The sequence below is a fragment of the Agromyces larvae genome, from assembly GCF_022811705.1.
Classification (GTDB): Bacteria; Actinomycetota; Actinomycetes; order Actinomycetales; family Microbacteriaceae; genus Agromyces; species Agromyces larvae.
The window spans coordinates 3,649,616-3,665,976 of record NZ_CP094528.1 but is presented as its reverse complement, the minus strand read 5'-3'; the positions used below and the strand labels follow the sequence as shown (position 1 = coordinate 3,665,976).

Genomic DNA, 16,361 nt, shown 5'->3' with positions numbered 1-16,361 from the left:
CCCGGCTCAGGCGGACGCCTGCGGCGTGCCCGCGCCCTGCTGGGCGAGGTACGCATCGGGCCCCTGCTCGGCGGCGGCCTGGTCCATGTAGAGGAACCCGAGGAGGTTGCCGTCGGGGTCCTCCAGGTCGCGCGAGTACATGAAGCCGTAGTCCTGCGCCTCGCGCGGCTCGGTACCCCCGGCGGCGAGCGCCTTCGCGACGATCTCGTCGACCGCTTCGCGCGAGTCGCGGGTGAGCGAGATCTGCGTCTGCGCGCCGGTCTTCGGGTCGATGATCGGCTTGTCGGTGAAGGTCTGCAGGTAGTCGCGGGTCACGACCATGAAGTAGATCGTGTCGCTCAGCACGATGCACGCCGCGTTGTCGTCGGTGAAGAGCGGGTTGACGGTGAAGCCGAGCGCCTCGTAGAACGCCTTCGAGCGCTCGAGGTCGGTCGTCGGGATGTTGACGAAGATGCTGAGGGTCATGGTGTCCTCCGGTGGGATTCGTGTCGAGTGTCATCCTCGGGTTCGAGGGCTAGCTTGCTCTTTGCAAGTTCACTTGTCAATAGCAAGTAACGATCGGATGCCACGAGCCGCCGCCGCGCGCGAACCGCGGCTAGCCTGAATCCATGGACTCCAGGGGGCGACCGCGCGAGGGGATGCCGCGGCGCACCTTCCTCGCAGCGGCACTCGCCGGGGTCACCACGGTCGCGCTGTCGAGCTGCACCCCCGAGTCCTCCCCCACCGCTTCGCCGAGTCCGTCGCCGTCGCCCGCCTTCACCCCGCGCCCGGGGCCCGACGGCCTGCCCCGCCTCATCGCCATGCGGCGATCGCGCTGGGGCGCCGACCCGTTCGCCCGCGGCGCCATCAGCTACGCCGACGTCGGCGGAACCGAGCGTCTCCGGGTCGCACTGTCCCGCCCGGTGCGCGACCGGCTCTGGTTCGCCGGCGAGGCCTGCTCGACCGATGCGCCCGGCACCATGCAGGGCGCGATCGCCTCGGGCGAGGCGGCCGCCGCGGCCGTCGCGGCTCGCACCGGCGAGGGCGAACGCGTGGTGGTCGTCGGCGCCGGGCTCGCCGGGCTCACCGCCGCGAACGCACTGGTGGGCCGTGGCATCCGGGTCGTCGTCGTCGAAGCGCGCGACCGCGCCGGCGGACGCGTCCACTCGATCGACGACGACGCGTTCGGCGGGTCCGCCCAACTCGGCGCCCTCTTCGTCGGCGCGGACGCCGAGGCGGTCGACGACCTGCTCGACGAGGCGTCCGTCGACACCCGGCTGATCGATGTGCCGGCCACGGCGCTCGCGACCGACGGCGCGTGGGTGCCGATCGACCCGGTCGGCGTCGCGGCCCTCGCCGACGCGCACAACTGGGCGCTCGCCCAGCCCCAGGACGTGTCGGTCGCGACCGCCCTCGTCGACTCGGGCGCGACCGCCGCACTGCCGACCGACCCCGACGAGCACGGCGTGCGCGCGACCGACTGGCTCGCGCACGCGATCTCGAGCGGCGTGGAGGTCGCCACCGGGGCGACCACCACGCGGGTCTCGGCCGCGAGCGTCGACCGCGACCGGCTGGGCCGCACCCTCCGGCTCGTGCAGGGCCGGCTCGGCGACGTCGTCGACGACCTCACCGCCGAGGTCGACATCGCCGTGTCGAGCACCGTCACCCGCATCGCCTACACCGACGAGCGGGTGAGCCTGCGGCTCGACACGGGCGAGTCGATCACGGCCGACCGGGTGATCGTCACCGCCCCGCTCGGCGTGCTGAAGACCTCGACGATCCGGTTCGAGCCGCGGCTGCCGCTCACCCACCAGCGCGCGATCTCGCTGCTCGGCGTGGGGCAGCTCGACACCGTGTGGCTGCGGTTCGAGGAGGCGTTCTGGCGCACCGACGTGCCGAGCGCCGACGAGGCGGCCGCGATGCCCGACGCCGACGCCGCGGCGCCGACGCCCGACGTACTCACCGTCGTCGGCTCGAGCCCGACCGTCGCGGCGTGGCTCGACGTCGGCCGCGGCACCGGCGAGCCCGTCATCGTCGGCGTCATCGCCGCGACGCAGGCGACGCGACTGGAGTCGCTGGACGACGACGAGTTCCAAGACGAGGTGCTCGCCGCGCTCGCGCCCTTCGCCACAGCCACCGGTTGACCGTGACGAGCAGCGCCGTCACGGCGAGGAAGATCACCAGGCACACGAGGCACCAGAACACGACCCCCGGCCAGCCGCCCACCTGCGTCTCGTCGAGGAAGAAGTACGGGTACCAGCCCACGTCCGATCCGCGCCAGAGCGCGAACACCAGCCACGCCGCCGGGAACAGCAGCACCCATCCGACCGTCGTCCACGGCACGGGCGGATTCACCGCGAGGATGCTGTCGACGGTCCACGTGAGGCCGATGAGCGCGGGCACGACGAAGTGCAGCAGCGTGTCCGACCAGGGCACGTCGACCCGGTACGCATACGACGACGCCTGCACGACGATCACCCCGAACACGATGCCCGACACGATCACGTAGACCGTGACGCACGTGCGCACCACCCCGAGCCACGGCGGATCCTTCGGGGCGGTGAGCGCCAACCATCCGGCCACGATGAGCACCACGACCGCGGCGAACGCCGACTGCACGGTGAAGTAGCTGAAGAAGTTCGCGGTCGCGAACAGCCGGAACCCGAGCACGTACTCGAAGTTGCCCACCAGCGCGACGATCTCGACGGCCGCGACGGCGAGTCGGGTTCCGCCGAGGAGCCGGCGCGCGGTGCGCGGGGACATGACTCCACGGTACGCGGCCGCGCGCGGTGGCCCGCGGCTCACGCCCCGCCGAAGGCACCGTGTTCAGTCCGCGGCACCGTCGGCACTCCCTCGGACGGCACACGGTGCCTGCATCGCGAGCGGGCGGGTCCGACCGACGTCAGAACGCGTTCAGCCCCGTCAGCGCCCGGCCGATCACGAGCTGGTGGATCTCGTCGGTGCCCTCGTACGTGCGCACCGACTCGAGGTTCGCCGCGTGCCGCATCACCGGGAACTCCGCCGTGATGCCGTCGCCGCCGAGGATCGTGCGGCACTCGTGCGCGATCCGCAGCGCCTCGCGCACGCTGTTCAGCTTGCCCGTCGAGATCTGCGCGGGCGTGAGCCGGCCGGCCTCCTTCAGCCGCCCGAGGTGCAGCGCGAGCAGCATGCCCTTCTGGTACTCGACGACGAGGTCGGCGAGCTTGGCCTGCGTGAGCTGGTACCCGCCGATCGGCCGGCCGAACACCTCGCGCGACACCGCGCGGTCGAGCGCCGCCTCGAGGCAGGCGCGCGCGGCGCCGAGCGCACCCCACACGATGCCGTAGCGGGCTTCGTTCAGGCACGAGAACGGGCCCGACAGGCCGGATGCCCCGGGCAGCAGTGCATCGTCGGGCAGGCGCACCCCGTCGAGCACGACATCGCACTGCACCGACGCGCGCATCGACAGCTTGCCCGGGATGGGGGTCGCCGTGAACCCCGGCGTCGAGGTCGGCACGATGAACCCGCGCACCGCGCTGCCGCCAGCGGCCGCCGCGTCGGACGTGCCGGGCTCCGACGCATCCGTCTCGCTCCCGTCGACCGCCTTCGCCCACACGATCGCGACGTCGGCGAGCGAGGCGAGCCCGATCCAGCGCTTGCGCCCGTCGAGCACCCAACCGTCGCCGTCCCGCCGCGCGGTGGTGGTCATCGCCGCGGGATCGCTGCCGCCCTGCGGCTCGGTGAGGGCGAAGCATCCGATCGTCTCGCCCGCGGCCATGCTGGGCAGCCACTTCCAGCGCTGCTCGTCGGAGCCGTGCTTGCGGATCGCGCTCATCGCGAGCGACCCCTGCACCGACGCGAACGTGCGCAGCCCCGAGTCGCCGAACTCGAGTTCGTGGCACACCAGCCCGTAGGCGACGGCGCCAGCCCCGGCGCAGCCGAAGCCGCTCAGGTGCATGCCGAGGAATCCGCCGTCGCCCAGTTCGTGCGCGAGCTCGACGCGGAACCGCGCCTGCTCGTAGTCGTCGGCGATGGTCGGCAGCACGTGCTCGCGCACGAAGGCGCGCGCCTTGTCGCGCCAGCCGCGCTCCTCGTCGGTGAGCAGCGCGTCGATGGCGAGCAGTTCGTCGATGCGGGCGGCCGCGGTCATGGTCGTTCCTTCCGGTGGGCGGGCGGGGCGGATGCCTCGTGCCAGGCGGGCGACGGCCCGTCGGCGTCGAGGCGGGGCGGGGCGCTGCGGTACTCGGCCGGGGTCGCCGACAGCTCGATCGGGTTCGCGATGCCCGCCGCGCCCGCCGCGCGGCCGAACCGCACCACCGGGTCGAGCCCGAGCCGTTCGGCGTACCCGATCGCCTCGACCACGTCGTGCACGAGGCCGGCCGGCACCCCGGCGTCGCCGAGCACCCCGACCCATTCGGCCGCGGGTGCGGCGGCGAGCGCATCGGTCAGCGCCGCGCTCAGCTCGTCGCGGTGCGCGACCCGGTCGGGGTTGGTCGCGAAGCGCGCATCGTCGGCCAGCCCGGGGCGACCGATCAGCCGGGCGAGGGTGCGGAACTGCCGATCGGTGCCGACCGCGATGACGAGGTCGCGGTCGGCCGCGCGGAACACCGCGTACGGCGCGATGCTCGGGTGCGCGTTGCCGAGCCGGCCGGGCGCCTCCCCGGTCGCGAGCGCCGCACCGGCCTGGTTGACGAGGGCCGAGAGCAGCGAGCCGAGCAGGGTGACCTCGACGTGCTGGCCCGCGCCGGTGCGGTCGCGCTCGCGCAGCGCGAGCAGGATGCCCGCGAGCGCGTTCTGCCCCGTCAGCACGTCGACGAGCGCCACGCCCGCCTTCGTCGGCGGCCCGTCGGCCTCGCCGGTGATGCTCATCAGCCCGCCGACCGCCTGCACGAGCAGGTCGTAGCCGGCCAGCGCCGCCCCGACCCCGCCGCCGAACCCGGTGATCGAGCACGTGACGACCCGCGGGTTCACCGCGGCGAGCGCGGCACGGTCCAGCCCGAACCGCGCCATCACCCCCGGCCGGAAGTTGTCGATCACGACGTCGGCCGTCGCGGCCAGCCGCTGCGCCTCGGCGCGCTGCGCGGCATCCGTCAGGTCGAGCGCGACCGACCGCTTGCCGCGGTTGACGCTGCCGAAGTAGGTCGACGCCCCGGTCGCATCGACCGGGGGCCGCCACCGGCGCGTCTCGTCGCCGTCGGGCGGTTCGATCTTCACCACGTCGGCGCCGAAGTCGGCCAGCAGCATGGTCGCGTACGGGCCGGCGAGCACGCGTGAGAAGTCGGCGACGCGCACGTCGTCGAGCACCCTGCGACCCGTCATCGCGTCCTCCTCGGCCGGCGCTCGCCACGATACCGGCGGGCGGGGTGCGGCCGGGTGTACCGCGCGTCGAACGGATGCCTCGGATGCGCCGTTCCGGCGAGTTCCCGCGGCGCCCGCGTCGGCATAGGCTGGTGGCCCCGAGTGTGCATCGACGCCCGTTCCGGCCCGGTCGTGCACCGTCTGAGAAGGAGCACCATGAGCTACGCCGTGGTCAATCCGGCTACCGGAGAGACGATCAAGACCTACCCGACGATCACCGACGCCGAGCTGGCCGACGCGATCGCCGCCGCGCACGCCGCGTCTCGCGAGTGGGTGCCGACGACGACGGTCGACGAGCGCGCGGCCCTCATCCGCCGCGTCGGCGAACTGCACGTCGAACGCCGTCAGCAGCTCGCCGAGATCATCGTGCGCGAGATGGGCAAGCCCATCGAGCAGGCGCTCGGCGAGGTCGACTTCGCCGGCGCGATCTACGAGTACTACGCCGATCACGCCGCCGACTTCACGAAGGACGAGCCGATCGAGCTGCTCGCCGGCGACGGCACCGCGGTCGTGCGCCGCTCGCCGCTCGGCGTGCTGCTCGGCATCATGCCGTGGAACTTCCCGTACTACCAGGTCGCCCGCTTCGCCGGCCCGAACCTGGTGATCGGCAACACGATCCTGCTGAAGCACGCCGAGCAGTGCCCCGAGTCGGCTGCGGCGATCGCCGAGATCTTCCACGACGCCGGGTTCCCCGCGGGCGCGTACGTCAACATCTACGCCTCGCACGACCAGATCGAGCAGGTCATCGCCGACCCGCGCGTGCAGGGCGTGTCGCTGACCGGCTCCGAGCGGGCCGGGGCCGCGGTCGCCGAGATCGCGGGCCGGCACCTGAAGAAGGTCGTCCTGGAGCTCGGCGGCAGCGACCCGTTCATCCTGCTGTCGACCGACGACCTCGACGAGGCGGTGCAGCACGCCGTCGACGCGCGCCTCGACAACAGCGGGCAGTCGTGCAACGCGGCCAAGCGCTTCATCGTGGTCGACGACCTGTACGAGCCGTTCCTCGAGAAGTTCACGGCGAAGCTCGCCGAGGTCGAGACCGGCGACCCGACGTCGGCCGACACCGCGCTCGGGCCGCTGTCGTCGCTGAAGGCGGCCGAGAACCTCGACGAGCAGGTCAAGCGCGCCGTCGAGCACGGTGCGAAGCTGGTGCGCGGCGGCAGCCGCGACGGCGCGTTCTTCGAGACGACGGTGCTGACGGATGTCACGCCCGAGAACCCGGCGTCGAAGGAGGAGTTCTTCGGCCCGGTCGCCCAGGTGTACCGCGCGGCCGACGAGGCCGACGCCGTGCGCATCGCGAACGACACCCCGTTCGGCCTCGGCTCGTACGTCTACACGACCGACCCCGAGCAGGCGCAGCGGGTCGCCGACCGCATCGAGGCCGGCATGGTGTTCGTGAATGTCGTGCTCGCCGACGGCGCCGAGCTGCCGTTCGGCGGCGTGAAGCGCAGCGGCACCGGCCGCGAGATGGGCCGCCTCGGCGCCGATGAGTTCGTGAACAAGAAGCTCATCCGCATCGGGTGAGCGTGCCCCGCGAGTCCGAGCCCACCCCGCCCGTGCGCCGACACGTCGTCGTGCACGGGCGGGTGCAGGGCGTCGGCTACCGGTACCTCGCGCGCAAGCACGCCCGGCGGCTCGGCGTCGCCGGCTGGGTGCGCAATCTGCCCGACGGCACGGTGGCGGCCGAGATCGAGGGCGACGAGGCATCCGTGGCGACCATGCTGCGCCGCCTCGAGGCCGGGCCGCCCGGCTCCGAGGTCACCCGCATCGAGGTCGCGCCGGTCGAGGCGACCGGCGAGCACGAGTTCCGCATCGTCAGCTGAGCGGATGCCTCGCGCGAACGCCGTCGGCGCGCTCCCTCGACCGCGGCGCCGTCAGCCGGTCGCGGCGTCGAGCGTCTGCTGCAGGCGCGCGAGGTCGGTGCCGTCCGCCCGGATATCGAACCGGGTGCCGTCGATCAGCAGCGTCGGCACGCCCGAGAGCGTCTCGCCGGTGTCGCCGATCGGCTGCCCGACCGCGCGGTCGTTGACGGCCTGCACCCAGGCGGCCCAGACGCCGTCGGCGATCTCGTCGCGCATCTCGTCGTCGACCTCGAGCCCGGCGCCCTGGGCGAGGTCGACGAGCTCGTCGTCGTCGGGCATCGGGTCGTCGAGGGTCGGCGCCTGCGCCGCGACCAGCGCCGAGTACACCGCCGGAATCGCGTCGGCCTGCCCGTGGTCGCTGGCGACGGCGAGCAGGTTCATGACACGCGTCGAGAAGTCGGTGTCGTCAGCGCGCTTCGCGCTCACGTAGTTCATCGGATGCAGGCGGTAGGTGACCTCGCCGGCGTCGATCCGGGCCTGCAGCTCCTCGGCCGCGGTCGCGTCGAAGTCGCGGCAGTGCGGGCACGACGCGTCGCTGTACAGGTCGACCACGACCGCACCCTCGCCCGTCTGGAACGCGTCGTCGACGACGCCGCGCGGAGCATCCGCGGTGACCTGCCCCTCCGTCGCACCCCCGCCGTTCGTGCCGCCCGACGGCGGTGCGCAGGCCGACAGGCCGAGCGCGACCGCGGCGGTGACCGCGATCATCGATCCGAGTACACGCGTCCTGCCCTGCAACCGGTGCATACCCGCACCCTATGCCCACGCCCGCGAGGACGCCACGCGTCGGGGTCAGCGCGACTTCGCCGCGTCGATCTCGTCACGACGCGCGAGCACGATGCGTTCGACGAGCGACGCGGGCAGCGGCTGCTCCGCCGTGAACCGGATCGTGCCCTTCGAACGCGAGACGCCGGCGAGCTCGGCCGCGAACGCCTCGATCACCGCCGGACTGAACGGGTACAGGCCGATGTGGCCCTTCGCGCGCATCACGCTGAGCAGCGGCGAATCGCGGTAGCGCAGCGCCGGCATGCCGTAGCTGCGCCCTTCGGTCGCCTCGGGCACGAGTTCGGCGGCCCGGGTGAGGATGCCGCCGATCACCGCCCGGTCGCCGGCGTCGAGCTCGGCCAGGTAGTCGCTCACGTCCCCCATGGCGGCATGCTACCCGCGGGGCTATCCTCGCTGCATGGTGCGAGTCCACGTCGTCGTGCACGGAATGGTGCAGGGCGTGGGATTCCGCTTCAGCGCCCGGGTCGAGGCGCAGCGGCACGGCGTCACCGGGTGGGTGCGCAACCGCTCGGACGGCGCGGTCGAAGCCGAGCTGGAGGGCGAACCCGCCGCGATCGACCGCATGCTCGCCTGGTTCGACGAGGGCCCGCCCGGGGCATCCGTCACCTCGATGACCAGCAGCGACCTCGAGCCGACCGGCGAGCCCGGCTTCCGCGTCCTCTCCTGACCCGCCACCGCCGCTCCTCCGGCGGCCGTGCGCGTCGCCGGGCGGTGCGCAGACGACGAAGGCCCCGCCGGGAGGCGGGGCCTTCGGGGACGCAGGGGGCGTCAGATGGCGTTGACGTCCAGCGGGATGCCGGGGCCGAACGTGGTCGACACGGCGCCCTTCTGGATGTAGCGGCCCTTCGCGCTCGACGGCTTGAGGCGCACGACCTCTTCGAGCGCGGCCTTCAGGTTGTCGTCCAGCTGCTCCTGCGAGAACGAGGCCTTGCCGACGACGAAGTGCACGTTGGCGTGCTTGTCGACGCGGAACTCGATCTTGCCGCCCTTGATCTCCTCCACGGCCTTGGCCGGGTTGGGGGTCACGGTGCCGGTCTTGGGGTTCGGCATGAGGCCGCGGGGGCCGAGCACCTTGCCGAGGCGGCCGACCTGGCCCATGAGCTCGGGGGTCGAGACGGCCGCGTCGAACGCGGTGTAGCCGCCGGCGACCTTCTCGATGAGCTCGGCGCCGCCGACCTCGTCGGCGCCCGCCGCGATCGCGGCCTCGGCCGCGGGGCCGGTCGCGAACACGATGACGCGGGCGGTCTTGCCGGTGCCGTGCGGGAGGATGACGGTGCCGCGCACCATCTGGTCGGCCTTGCGCGGGTCGACGCCGAGCTTCAGCGCGACCTCGACGGTCGAGTCGAACTTGCCCGAACCGGTCTGCTTCGCGAGCGCGACGGCGTCGGTCGGGGTGTAGTACTTGCCGGCCTCGATCTTCTCGGCCGCGGCCCGGTAGGCCTTGGACTTCTGTGCCATGTGGATTCTCCTAGCGAGAGTGTGGTCATCGCGCCTGGCCGGCGCTGCCACGAATGAGAGTTCTGTGTGCCCGTTCGGCCCCTGCTTGTCGAGGGGCGAGGCGAGCGGGCGTTCCCTTCGACAGGCTCAGGGAACGAGCCGGTTATTCGACCGTGATGCCCATCGAACGGGCGGTGCCCGCGATGATCTTCGACGCGGCGTCGAGGTCGTTCGCGTTCAGGTCGACCATCTTCTGCTCGGCGATCGCGCGCACCTGGTCCTGAGTCAGCTTGCCGACCTTGGTGGTGTGCGGGACGCCCGAGCCCTTGGCGACGCCGGCGGCCTTCTTGATGAGCTCGGCGGCGGGCGGGGTCTTCAGGACGAAGGTGAAGCTGCGGTCTTCGTAGACGGTGATCTCGACGGGGATCACGTTGCCGCGCTGCGACTCGGTCGCCGCGTTGTAGGCCTTGCAGAACTCCATGATGTTCACGCCGTGCTGACCCAGCGCCGGACCGATCGGCGGGGCGGGGTTGGCGGCGCCGGCGTTGATCTGAAGCTTGATCAGACCAGTGACCTTCTTCTTCGGTGCCATGATGTCTCTCTTTCTGTTCGAACGCCCGGGTGGCCCGGGCACTCTCCCGCGGACCCGGCGGTTCCGGATCGCGGTGGCATGGGGTGGTGCGCCCTTCGACGGGCTCAGGGAGCTTCGACGGGCTCAGGGAGCTTCGACGGGCTCAGGGAGCCGCGGCGCGCAACCTGTCAATGATAGCGGAGGATTCCTTAGAGCTTCGTGACCTGGTCGAACGAGAGCTCGACCGGGGTCTCGCGCTCGAACAGCGAGACGAGCACGGTGAGCTTGCCGCTCTCGGGCTTGATCTCGTTGATCGTGCCGGGCAGGCCCGCGAACGAGCCGTCCTTGATGGTGATCGTCTCGCCGATCTCGAAGTCGACCTCGGCCGGGATCTGGCGTGCGGTCGTCGCGGCGGCGGCGCCCTTGGCGCCCTTGGCGGGCACGACCTCCTTCGGCTCGACGAGGCTCTTCAGCATGTTGAAGGCCTCTTCGAACCGCAGCGGCGTCGGGTTGTGGGCGTTGCCCACGAAGCCGGTGACGCCGGGGGTGTGGCGGATGACCGACCAGCTCTCCTCGTTCAGCTCCATGCGCACGAGCACGTAGCCCGGGATGCGCACGCGCGTGACCATCTTGCGCTGGCCGTTCTTGATCTCGACGACGTCCTCCATCGGCACCTCGACCTGGTGGATGAAGTCGGCCATCGCCATGGTCTCGCGGCGCTGCTCGATGTTCGCCTTCACGCGGCGCTCGAAGCCGGCGTACGAGTGGACGACGTACCACTTGCCCGGGAGGAACCGCAGTTCGGCGCGGAACTCCTCGTACGGGTCGAACGCGTCCTCGGCCTCCTCCTCGGTGGCCTCGACCGCGGCCTGGGCCTCCTCGGCGGAGTCGATGTCGAGCGCGTCGTCGACCACCGCGTCCGCCTCGGGGTCGGCGGCCTCGGCCATCGCGTCGAGCACGGCGTCGAGGTCGATGTCGTTGCCCTCGTCGTCCACGACGTGCACGGCGATGTGCTCGGCCGATTCGACCGTCGCCTCGTCGTGCTCGAGCGACGCGCCCTCCTGGGCTTCGTCGTCCTCGGACGACTGCTCGGCTGCGGTCGCCCAGTCGACGTCGTCGCGCTCGTACTTCGTCACTTGTTCAATCCCTCTCTCTGCCCGGACCGCAGACCCGATCCGGGGTTCCGCTTCGGAGTCGAGGTCTCGATCAGACGCCCGGCTGCCCGAAGACGTACAGCACCAGCAGGCCCGACAGCTGGTCGAGCCCCCACACGATGGCCATCATGATGATGACGAACACGAGCACGACGACGGTGAAGCTCAAGAGCTCCTTGCGCGTCGGAGTGACGACCTTCTTCAGTTCGGCGAAGACCTGTCGGATGAACAGGGCGATCCTGGAGAACGGGTTCCGCCGTGCCGAGCGCTCGCGCTTGGCGTTGGCGACGACGTCCTCGCTGGGTTCGTCGATGACTTTCCGGGCCACTCGTATTCCCTTTCGTGGGCCGGCGATACTGCCGGCTCGCAGGGCGGACAGGACTCGAACCTGCAACTTGCGGTTTTGGAGACCGCTGCTCTACCAATTGAACTACCGCCCTTCAGGGGCCGAAACCCCTGAATCGAATCGCCTCGCCCACCCGCCGCTTCTGCCCGATGGGCAGGAAGAAGCTTGGTCGGCTTGGCAACCTCAGCAAGTCTAGGCGACGGATGCCCCGCGGCCAAACCGCGCCCGGTCGCCCGGGTCAGGCGCTGTCGCGAACCACCAGCGAGGCGGGAAGCGTGACGTCGTCGTGCGGAAGGCCGTTGATCGCGTCGACGAGCAGCGACACCATCTCGACGCTGATGCGATCCCAGGGCTGGCGCATGGTCGTGAGCGGCGGGGAGTGCTGGGCGGCGAGGCCCGAGTCGTCGAATCCGGCGACGGCGATGTCCTCGGGCACGCGGAGGCCCGCGCGGCGCAGGGTCGCGATGGCTCCGGCGGCCATGCTGTCGGATGCCGCGAACACCGCGTCGAGGTCGGGGGCGCGTTCGAGCAGCGCCGCCATCGCGGCCGCCCCCGAGTCGAATCCGTAGTCGCCGGGTTCGACGAGGGCCGGGTCGAACGCGTCGCCGAGTTCGTCGCGGAACCCCTCGAGCCGGTACAGGCCTCCGGGCGTGTCCTGCGGGCCGGCGATCATCGCGATGCGCCGGTGGCCGCGGTCGATCAGGTGCCGGGTCATCGTGCGCGCCGAGCCCGCCTCGTCGATCGACACCGCGGGCACCATGCCGACGTGGCCGAGCGGGAGCCCGCAGCACACCGTGGGCACCTTCGCCTCGAGCAGGGAGTCGATGAGCGGGTCGTCCTCGTGCGAGGAGATGAGCAGCACCCCGTCGACGTGGCCGGCGCGCACGAACTTCGCGACGTTGGCGCGTTCGGCGGGCGTGCCCGCCACGAGCAGCACGAGGGTCATCGAGCGCTGGGCGAGCGCTTCGGCGGCGCCGCGCAGCAGCAACGCGAACGTGGGGTCGGTGAACAGCAGGTGCTGCGGTTCGGTGAGCAGGAACGCGATCGAGTCGCTGCGGCCGGTGGCGAGGCTGCGCGCGGCGTGGCTGACGGTGTAGCCCGTGGCGCGGATTGCCGCCTCGACCGCGCTGCGCGCGTCGTCGGAGACCCAGTGCCCGCCGTTGATCACGCGCGAGACGGTGCCGTACGACACGCCGGCGGCCGCGGCGACGTCGCGGATCGTCGGCTTGCGCTTCGGCTTCGAGGGCTCCACGATTCCGGACTCTATCGCGACGCGCGGCGTTCGCCGCGATCGCACGCCGGATCACCTGTGACCGGTCACAGTTGCGTAACGAGATCGGGCCGGATGTCGCATCCGACCGCCGATCCGGAACAGACTGTGACCGGTCACAGTCAGTCTCGACCCGATGGAGCGTCATGTCATCCCAGCCCACCTGGCCCGCGATCCGGGGCATCGCCTTCGGCGGCGATTACACCCCCGAGCAGTGGTCGCGTGAGACCTGGCACGAGGACGTGCGGCTGATGCGCGAGGCCGGCGTCGACCTGGTGAGCGTGGGCATCTTCGCGTGGGCGCTCATCGAGACCGACGAGGGCGTGTTCGACTTCGCCTGGCTCGACGAACTGCTCGACCTGCTGCACGCCAACGGCATCCGCGTCGACCTGGGCACCCCGACCGCGTCGCCGCCCGCCTGGTTCTTCGCGAAGCATCCCGACGCCCGCGTCATCACCCGCGACGGCACCGTCCTGGGCTTCGGCGCCCGCGGCATGGCCTCCCACTCGTCGCCCGCGTACCGCGACGCGATCGTGCGCATCGCCACCGCGCTGGCCGAGCGCTACGGCGACCACCCCGCGGTCGTGCTCTGGCACGTGCACAACGAGTACGGGGTGCCGGTCGGCGAGGACTACTCCGAGCAGTCGGTCGTCGCGTTCCGCGCCTGGCTCCGCGAGCGGTACCAGACCCTCGACGCGCTGAACACGGCCTGGGGCACCGCCTTCTGGGGCCAGCACTACGCGTCGTGGGAGCACATCGGCGCCCCCGCCGTGGCCCCCTCGGTCGTGAACCCCGCGCAGCGGCTCGACTTCGCCCGGTTCACCGACCACCGGCTCCGCGAGTGCTTCCGCGCCGAGCGCGACGCCATCCGCGCCCACTCCGACCGGCCGATCACCACGAACTTCATGGCGAACCAGGCCTGGGTCGCCGACCTGTGGGCGTGGGGGCGCGAGGTCGACGTGGTGAGCGACGACCACTACCTGTGGGCGGCCGACCCCGAGGGCGAGATCGGGCTCGCGATCGCCGCCGACCTGTCGCGATCCGTCGGCGGCGGCAAGCCGTGGATCCTCATGGAGCACTCGACGTCGGCCGTGAACTGGCAGCCCCGCAACGTCGCCAAGCGCCCGGGCGAGATGGCGCGCAACTCGCTCGCGCACCTCGCGCGCGGCGCCGACGCGATCCTGTACTTCCAGTGGCGGGCGTCGCGCTCGGGCGCCGAGAAGTTCCACTCGGCGATGCTGCCCCACGCCGGCACCTCGTCGCGCATCTGGCGCGAGGTGGTCGACCTGGGCGGCGCGCTCGACCGGCTCGACGAACTGCAGGGCAGCGTCGTCGAGGCCGAGGTCGCGATGCTCTGGGACTTCGAGTCGTTCTGGGCGCAGGACCTCGAGTGGCGCCCCTCGGAGGACCTCTCCTACGCCGAGCGCGTGCGCGCCTACTACGAGCGGCTCTGGCGCGACGGGATCACCGTCGACTTCGCGCTGCCCGGACACGACCTGTCGAAGTACCGGCTGGTCGTCGCCCCGGCGCAGTACCTGCTGAGCGCGGCCGACGCGGCCAACCTCACCCGGTACGTCGAGCAGGGCGGCACGCTGCTCGTCTCGTACTTCTCGGCCATCGTCGACGAGCACGACGCGGTGCACCCGGGCGGGTACGTCGCGCCGCTGGCCGACGCGCTCGGGCTCACCGTCGAGGAGTTCCTGCCGCTGCGCGAGGGGGTGCGCACGCGGGTCGCCTGGCGCGGCGACGCACAGGCACCGCTCGGTGCGGATGTCTGGCACGAGGCGATCTCGCTCGCCGGCGCCGAGGCGGTCGCCACCCACCTGGACGGGCCCGGCGCGGGGCTGCCCGCGGTCACCCGCCACGAGTTCGGCGCGGGCGTCGGATGGTACGCGGGCACGCGGCTGGACCCGGACGGCCTGCGCACCCTCCTGCACGAGGTGTACGCCGATGCCGGCATCGCGCCCGCGGGGCATCCCGACGGCCTCGAGGTCGTCACCCGCCGCGGCGACGCGGCCGACTACGTCGTCGCCATCAACCACCGCGACGAGCCGGCGCGGCTCGAGGCGTCGGGCACCGAACCGCTCACCGGCACCGAACTGCTCACCGGCACCGCGGTCGACGGCGCACACGTGGTGCCCGCCGGCGGCGTGGCCGTCGTGCGGGTCGCTCGCGAGGGAGGTGATCGCTGAGCCGCCGCCACCGCGTCGCCCCAGAGTCATCCGATCTGAGAACCCACCACCCAACCCACGCGTCCGAGGCATCCGCTTCGACGCCCCCGGTCGCAACGGCGCGATCTCGACCGCCGCCCCGCGACCCGAATCCGGAAGGAACATCATGCGCAAGCAGATGGCAATCGGCGCGATCGCACTCGCATCCGCCATGGTCCTCGCGGGGTGCAGCAGCTCCGCGCCCGAGGAGACCGACGCCGCCGACGGCCCCGAGATCGTCGTCTGGAGCGACGAGGAGCGCGAGCAGGCGATCACCGACGCCGCCGCGGCGTTCGAGGAGGAGACCGGCGCGACCGTCACGGTCGTGCAGAAGAACTTCGAGGACCTGCGCAACGACTTCATCGCCCAGGTGCCCACCGGTGAAGGCCCCGACATCACGGTCGGCGCGCACGACTGGCTCGGCGCGCTCGTCGCCGCGGGCGTGGTCGACACGATCGACCTCGGCGACAAGACCGGCGAATTCGAGCAGGTCGCGCTCGACGCGATGACCTACGACGGGCAGCTCTACGCGCTGCCGTACTCGCTCGAGACCATCGCGCTCATCCAGAACGTCGACCTCGTGGGCGCCGAGGCCCCCGCCACGTGGGACGAGCTGATCGCCAAGGGCACCGCCGCCGGCACCGAGCGCCCCTTCGTGATCAACACCGCGGGCGAGACCGGTGACGCGTACACGATGTACGGCTTCCAGACCTCGTTCGGCGCCCCGGTGTTCGTGCAGGACGACTCGGGCTCGTACACCAGCGAGGTCGGCATGGGCGGCGCGAACGGCGAGGCCTTCGCGCAGTGGCTCGGCGCGAACGGCGCGGCCGGCACCGGGATCCTGTCGACGACCGTCGACTACGACATCAACAACGAACTGTTCAACACGGGCAAGGCGCCGTACACGATCCAGGGTCCGTGGGCGATCTCGGCGTTCCCCGACGTGAACGTCGCGGTGAACCCGATCCCGTCCGCCGGCGGCCAGCCCGCCGCGCCGTTCGTCGGCGTGCAGGGCTTCTACCTGTCGTCGCAGTCGAAGAACGCGCTGCTCGCGCAGGACTTCCTGGTGAACTACCTGGCCACCGAGGACGCCCAGCGCGCGCTGTACGAGGCCGACCCGCGCATCCCCGCGTGGACCGCCATCGCCGACGAGGTCGCCAGCGACCCGATCATCGCGGGCTTCCTCGCATCCTCGAAGAACGGCGTGCCGATGCCCTCGATCCCCGAGATGGGGTCGGTCTGGGACTTCTGGAACGCCGCCCAGTCGCAGATCATCAACGGCGCCGACCCCGTGTCGACGTGGAACACCATGATCGCCGACCTCACGGCCGCGCTCGACGGCTGATCCGACCGGCCGGCCGGCTCCGCCCCTCCCCCAGCGAGCCGGCCGGCCATCCCTTCCCCCTTATCCC

Annotated in this window: 17 protein-coding genes and 1 tRNA gene; 6 read left to right on the top strand and 12 right to left on the bottom strand. The window is 71.8% G+C overall.

The genetic code is table 11. The features are described from left to right. Positions 1 to 6: 6 nt before the first annotated feature. Positions 7 to 465, bottom strand: coding sequence for a VOC family protein (locus tag MTO99_RS17465; protein ID WP_243555349.1), 459 nt, complete (start codon positions 463 to 465; stop codon positions 7 to 9). Positions 466 to 608: 143 nt separating this feature from the next. On the opposite strand from MTO99_RS17465, the gene MTO99_RS17460 reads away from it, so the two are divergent. Then, the gene (locus MTO99_RS17460; protein ID WP_243555348.1) at positions 609 to 2,123 is read left to right on the top strand and encodes a flavin monoamine oxidase family protein; all 1,515 of its coding nucleotides are present in this window, start codon (positions 609 to 611) and stop codon (positions 2,121 to 2,123) included. Here the strand turns inward: MTO99_RS17460 and MTO99_RS17455 are convergent. The 3 genes from MTO99_RS17455 to MTO99_RS17445 all read right to left on the bottom strand — a co-directional run bounded on the left by MTO99_RS17455 (position 2,020) and on the right by MTO99_RS17445 (position 5,277). Continuing rightward, a complete protein-coding gene (locus tag MTO99_RS17455; RefSeq protein WP_243555335.1) occupies positions 2,020 to 2,742 on the bottom strand; it encodes a Pr6Pr family membrane protein in 723 nt (240 codons plus the stop codon). The genes MTO99_RS17460 and MTO99_RS17455 overlap by 104 nt on opposite strands. Positions 2,743 to 2,881: 139 nt before the next feature. Continuing rightward, positions 2,882 to 4,108 (bottom strand): acyl-CoA dehydrogenase family protein, encoded by a 1,227-nt coding sequence (locus tag MTO99_RS17450; RefSeq protein ID WP_243555333.1) that lies wholly within the window; start codon positions 4,106 to 4,108, stop codon positions 2,882 to 2,884. Continuing rightward, positions 4,105 to 5,277, bottom strand: a complete 1,173-nt coding sequence (locus tag MTO99_RS17445) for a CaiB/BaiF CoA transferase family protein (RefSeq protein WP_243555332.1) — start codon at positions 5,275 to 5,277, stop codon at positions 4,105 to 4,107. The genes MTO99_RS17450 and MTO99_RS17445 overlap by 4 nt, the downstream gene beginning before the upstream one ends. A gap of 195 nt (positions 5,278 to 5,472) precedes the next feature. Here MTO99_RS17445 and MTO99_RS17440 point away from each other — a divergent pair, with 195 nt between their 5' ends. Further along, positions 5,473 to 6,837 carry an NAD-dependent succinate-semialdehyde dehydrogenase gene (locus MTO99_RS17440; RefSeq protein WP_243555331.1) on the top strand — a complete coding sequence of 455 codons (1,365 nt, stop codon included), beginning with the start codon at positions 5,473 to 5,475 and terminating at the stop codon, positions 6,835 to 6,837. Next, positions 6,834 to 7,136: an acylphosphatase gene (locus MTO99_RS17435; protein ID WP_243555329.1), complete on the top strand. Its 303-nt coding sequence runs from the start codon at positions 6,834 to 6,836 to the stop codon at positions 7,134 to 7,136. The genes MTO99_RS17440 and MTO99_RS17435 overlap by 4 nt, the downstream gene beginning before the upstream one ends. Positions 7,137 to 7,187: 51 nt before the next feature. Here the strand turns inward: MTO99_RS17435 and MTO99_RS17430 are convergent, their stop codons facing one another. Beyond that, positions 7,188 to 7,883, bottom strand: coding sequence for a DsbA family protein (locus MTO99_RS17430; protein WP_243555326.1), 696 nt, complete (start codon positions 7,881 to 7,883; stop codon positions 7,188 to 7,190). Between the two features lie 84 nt (positions 7,884 to 7,967). After that, entirely contained in the window at positions 7,968 to 8,324 is a 357-nt protein-coding gene (locus tag MTO99_RS17425; protein ID WP_243555323.1) for an iron chaperone, read from the bottom strand. A gap of 34 nt (positions 8,325 to 8,358) precedes the next feature. On the opposite strand from MTO99_RS17425, the gene MTO99_RS17420 reads away from it, so the two are divergent. Continuing rightward, a complete protein-coding gene (locus tag MTO99_RS17420) occupies positions 8,359 to 8,628 on the top strand; it encodes an acylphosphatase (RefSeq protein ID WP_243555321.1) in 270 nt (89 codons plus the stop codon). Between the two features lie 101 nt (positions 8,629 to 8,729). Here MTO99_RS17420 and rplA read toward each other — a convergent pair whose 3' ends face one another. The 6 genes from rplA to MTO99_RS17390 form a co-directional block, all read right to left on the bottom strand. Beyond that, entirely contained in the window at positions 8,730 to 9,419 is a 690-nt protein-coding gene (rplA, locus tag MTO99_RS17415) for a 50S ribosomal protein L1 (protein ID WP_243555318.1), read from the bottom strand. Between the two features lie 142 nt (positions 9,420 to 9,561). Further along, positions 9,562 to 9,990, bottom strand: coding sequence for a 50S ribosomal protein L11 (rplK, locus tag MTO99_RS17410; protein ID WP_149160049.1), 429 nt, complete (start codon positions 9,988 to 9,990; stop codon positions 9,562 to 9,564). Positions 9,991 to 10,178: 188 nt separating this feature from the next. After that, complete coding sequence (gene nusG / locus MTO99_RS17405; RefSeq protein ID WP_243555316.1) at positions 10,179 to 11,105, bottom strand: transcription termination/antitermination protein NusG; 927 nt, start codon at positions 11,103 to 11,105, stop codon at positions 10,179 to 10,181. A gap of 70 nt (positions 11,106 to 11,175) precedes the next feature. Further along, positions 11,176 to 11,451 carry a preprotein translocase subunit SecE gene (gene secE / locus MTO99_RS17400; RefSeq protein WP_243555314.1) on the bottom strand — a complete coding sequence of 92 codons (276 nt, stop codon included), beginning with the start codon at positions 11,449 to 11,451 and terminating at the stop codon, positions 11,176 to 11,178. Positions 11,452 to 11,490: 39 nt separating this feature from the next. Further along, a tRNA-Trp gene (locus MTO99_RS17395) sits at positions 11,491 to 11,563 on the bottom strand. Positions 11,564 to 11,707: 144 nt separating this feature from the next. Then, positions 11,708 to 12,721: a LacI family DNA-binding transcriptional regulator gene (locus tag MTO99_RS17390; protein WP_243555311.1), complete on the bottom strand. Its 1,014-nt coding sequence runs from the start codon at positions 12,719 to 12,721 to the stop codon at positions 11,708 to 11,710. 164 nt (positions 12,722 to 12,885) lie between these two features. Here MTO99_RS17390 and MTO99_RS17385 point away from each other — a divergent pair, with 164 nt between their 5' ends. Both MTO99_RS17385 and MTO99_RS17380 read left to right on the top strand, forming a co-directional pair. Beyond that, positions 12,886 to 14,931, top strand: a complete 2,046-nt coding sequence (locus MTO99_RS17385; protein ID WP_243555307.1) for a beta-galactosidase — start codon at positions 12,886 to 12,888, stop codon at positions 14,929 to 14,931. 145 nt (positions 14,932 to 15,076) lie between these two features. Further along, the gene (locus tag MTO99_RS17380) at positions 15,077 to 16,294 is read left to right on the top strand and encodes a sugar ABC transporter substrate-binding protein (RefSeq protein ID WP_243555305.1); all 1,218 of its coding nucleotides are present in this window, start codon (positions 15,077 to 15,079) and stop codon (positions 16,292 to 16,294) included. Positions 16,295 to 16,361 lie beyond the last annotated feature (67 nt).

Bases quoted from the DNA above. Each gene is read 5' to 3' on its own strand.
- rplA (WP_243555318.1), bottom strand. From the start codon at position 9,419: ATGGCACAGAAGTCCAAGGCCTACCGGGCCGCGGCCGAGAAGATCGAG.
- rplK (WP_149160049.1), bottom strand. From the start codon at position 9,990: ATGGCACCGAAGAAGAAGGTCACTGGTCTGATCAAGCTTCAGATCAAC.
- MTO99_RS17385 (WP_243555307.1), top strand. From the start codon at position 12,886: ATGTCATCCCAGCCCACCTGGCCCGCGATCCGGGGCATCGCCTTCGGC.
- MTO99_RS17450 (WP_243555333.1), bottom strand. From the start codon at position 4,108: ATGACCGCGGCCGCCCGCATCGACGAACTGCTCGCCATCGACGCGCTG.
- MTO99_RS17440 (WP_243555331.1), top strand. From the start codon at position 5,473: ATGAGCTACGCCGTGGTCAATCCGGCTACCGGAGAGACGATCAAGACC.
- MTO99_RS17420 (WP_243555321.1), top strand. From the start codon at position 8,359: ATGGTGCGAGTCCACGTCGTCGTGCACGGAATGGTGCAGGGCGTGGGA.
- MTO99_RS17460 (WP_243555348.1), top strand. From the start codon at position 609: ATGGACTCCAGGGGGCGACCGCGCGAGGGGATGCCGCGGCGCACCTTC.
- MTO99_RS17380 (WP_243555305.1), top strand. From the start codon at position 15,077: ATGCGCAAGCAGATGGCAATCGGCGCGATCGCACTCGCATCCGCCATG.
- MTO99_RS17425 (WP_243555323.1), bottom strand. From the start codon at position 8,324: ATGGGGGACGTGAGCGACTACCTGGCCGAGCTCGACGCCGGCGACCGG.
- MTO99_RS17430 (WP_243555326.1), bottom strand. From the start codon at position 7,883: ATGATCGCGGTCACCGCCGCGGTCGCGCTCGGCCTGTCGGCCTGCGCA.
- MTO99_RS17445 (WP_243555332.1), bottom strand. From the start codon at position 5,277: ATGACGGGTCGCAGGGTGCTCGACGACGTGCGCGTCGCCGACTTCTCA.
- MTO99_RS17455 (WP_243555335.1), bottom strand. From the start codon at position 2,742: ATGTCCCCGCGCACCGCGCGCCGGCTCCTCGGCGGAACCCGACTCGCC.
- MTO99_RS17465 (WP_243555349.1), bottom strand. From the start codon at position 465: ATGACCCTCAGCATCTTCGTCAACATCCCGACGACCGACCTCGAGCGC.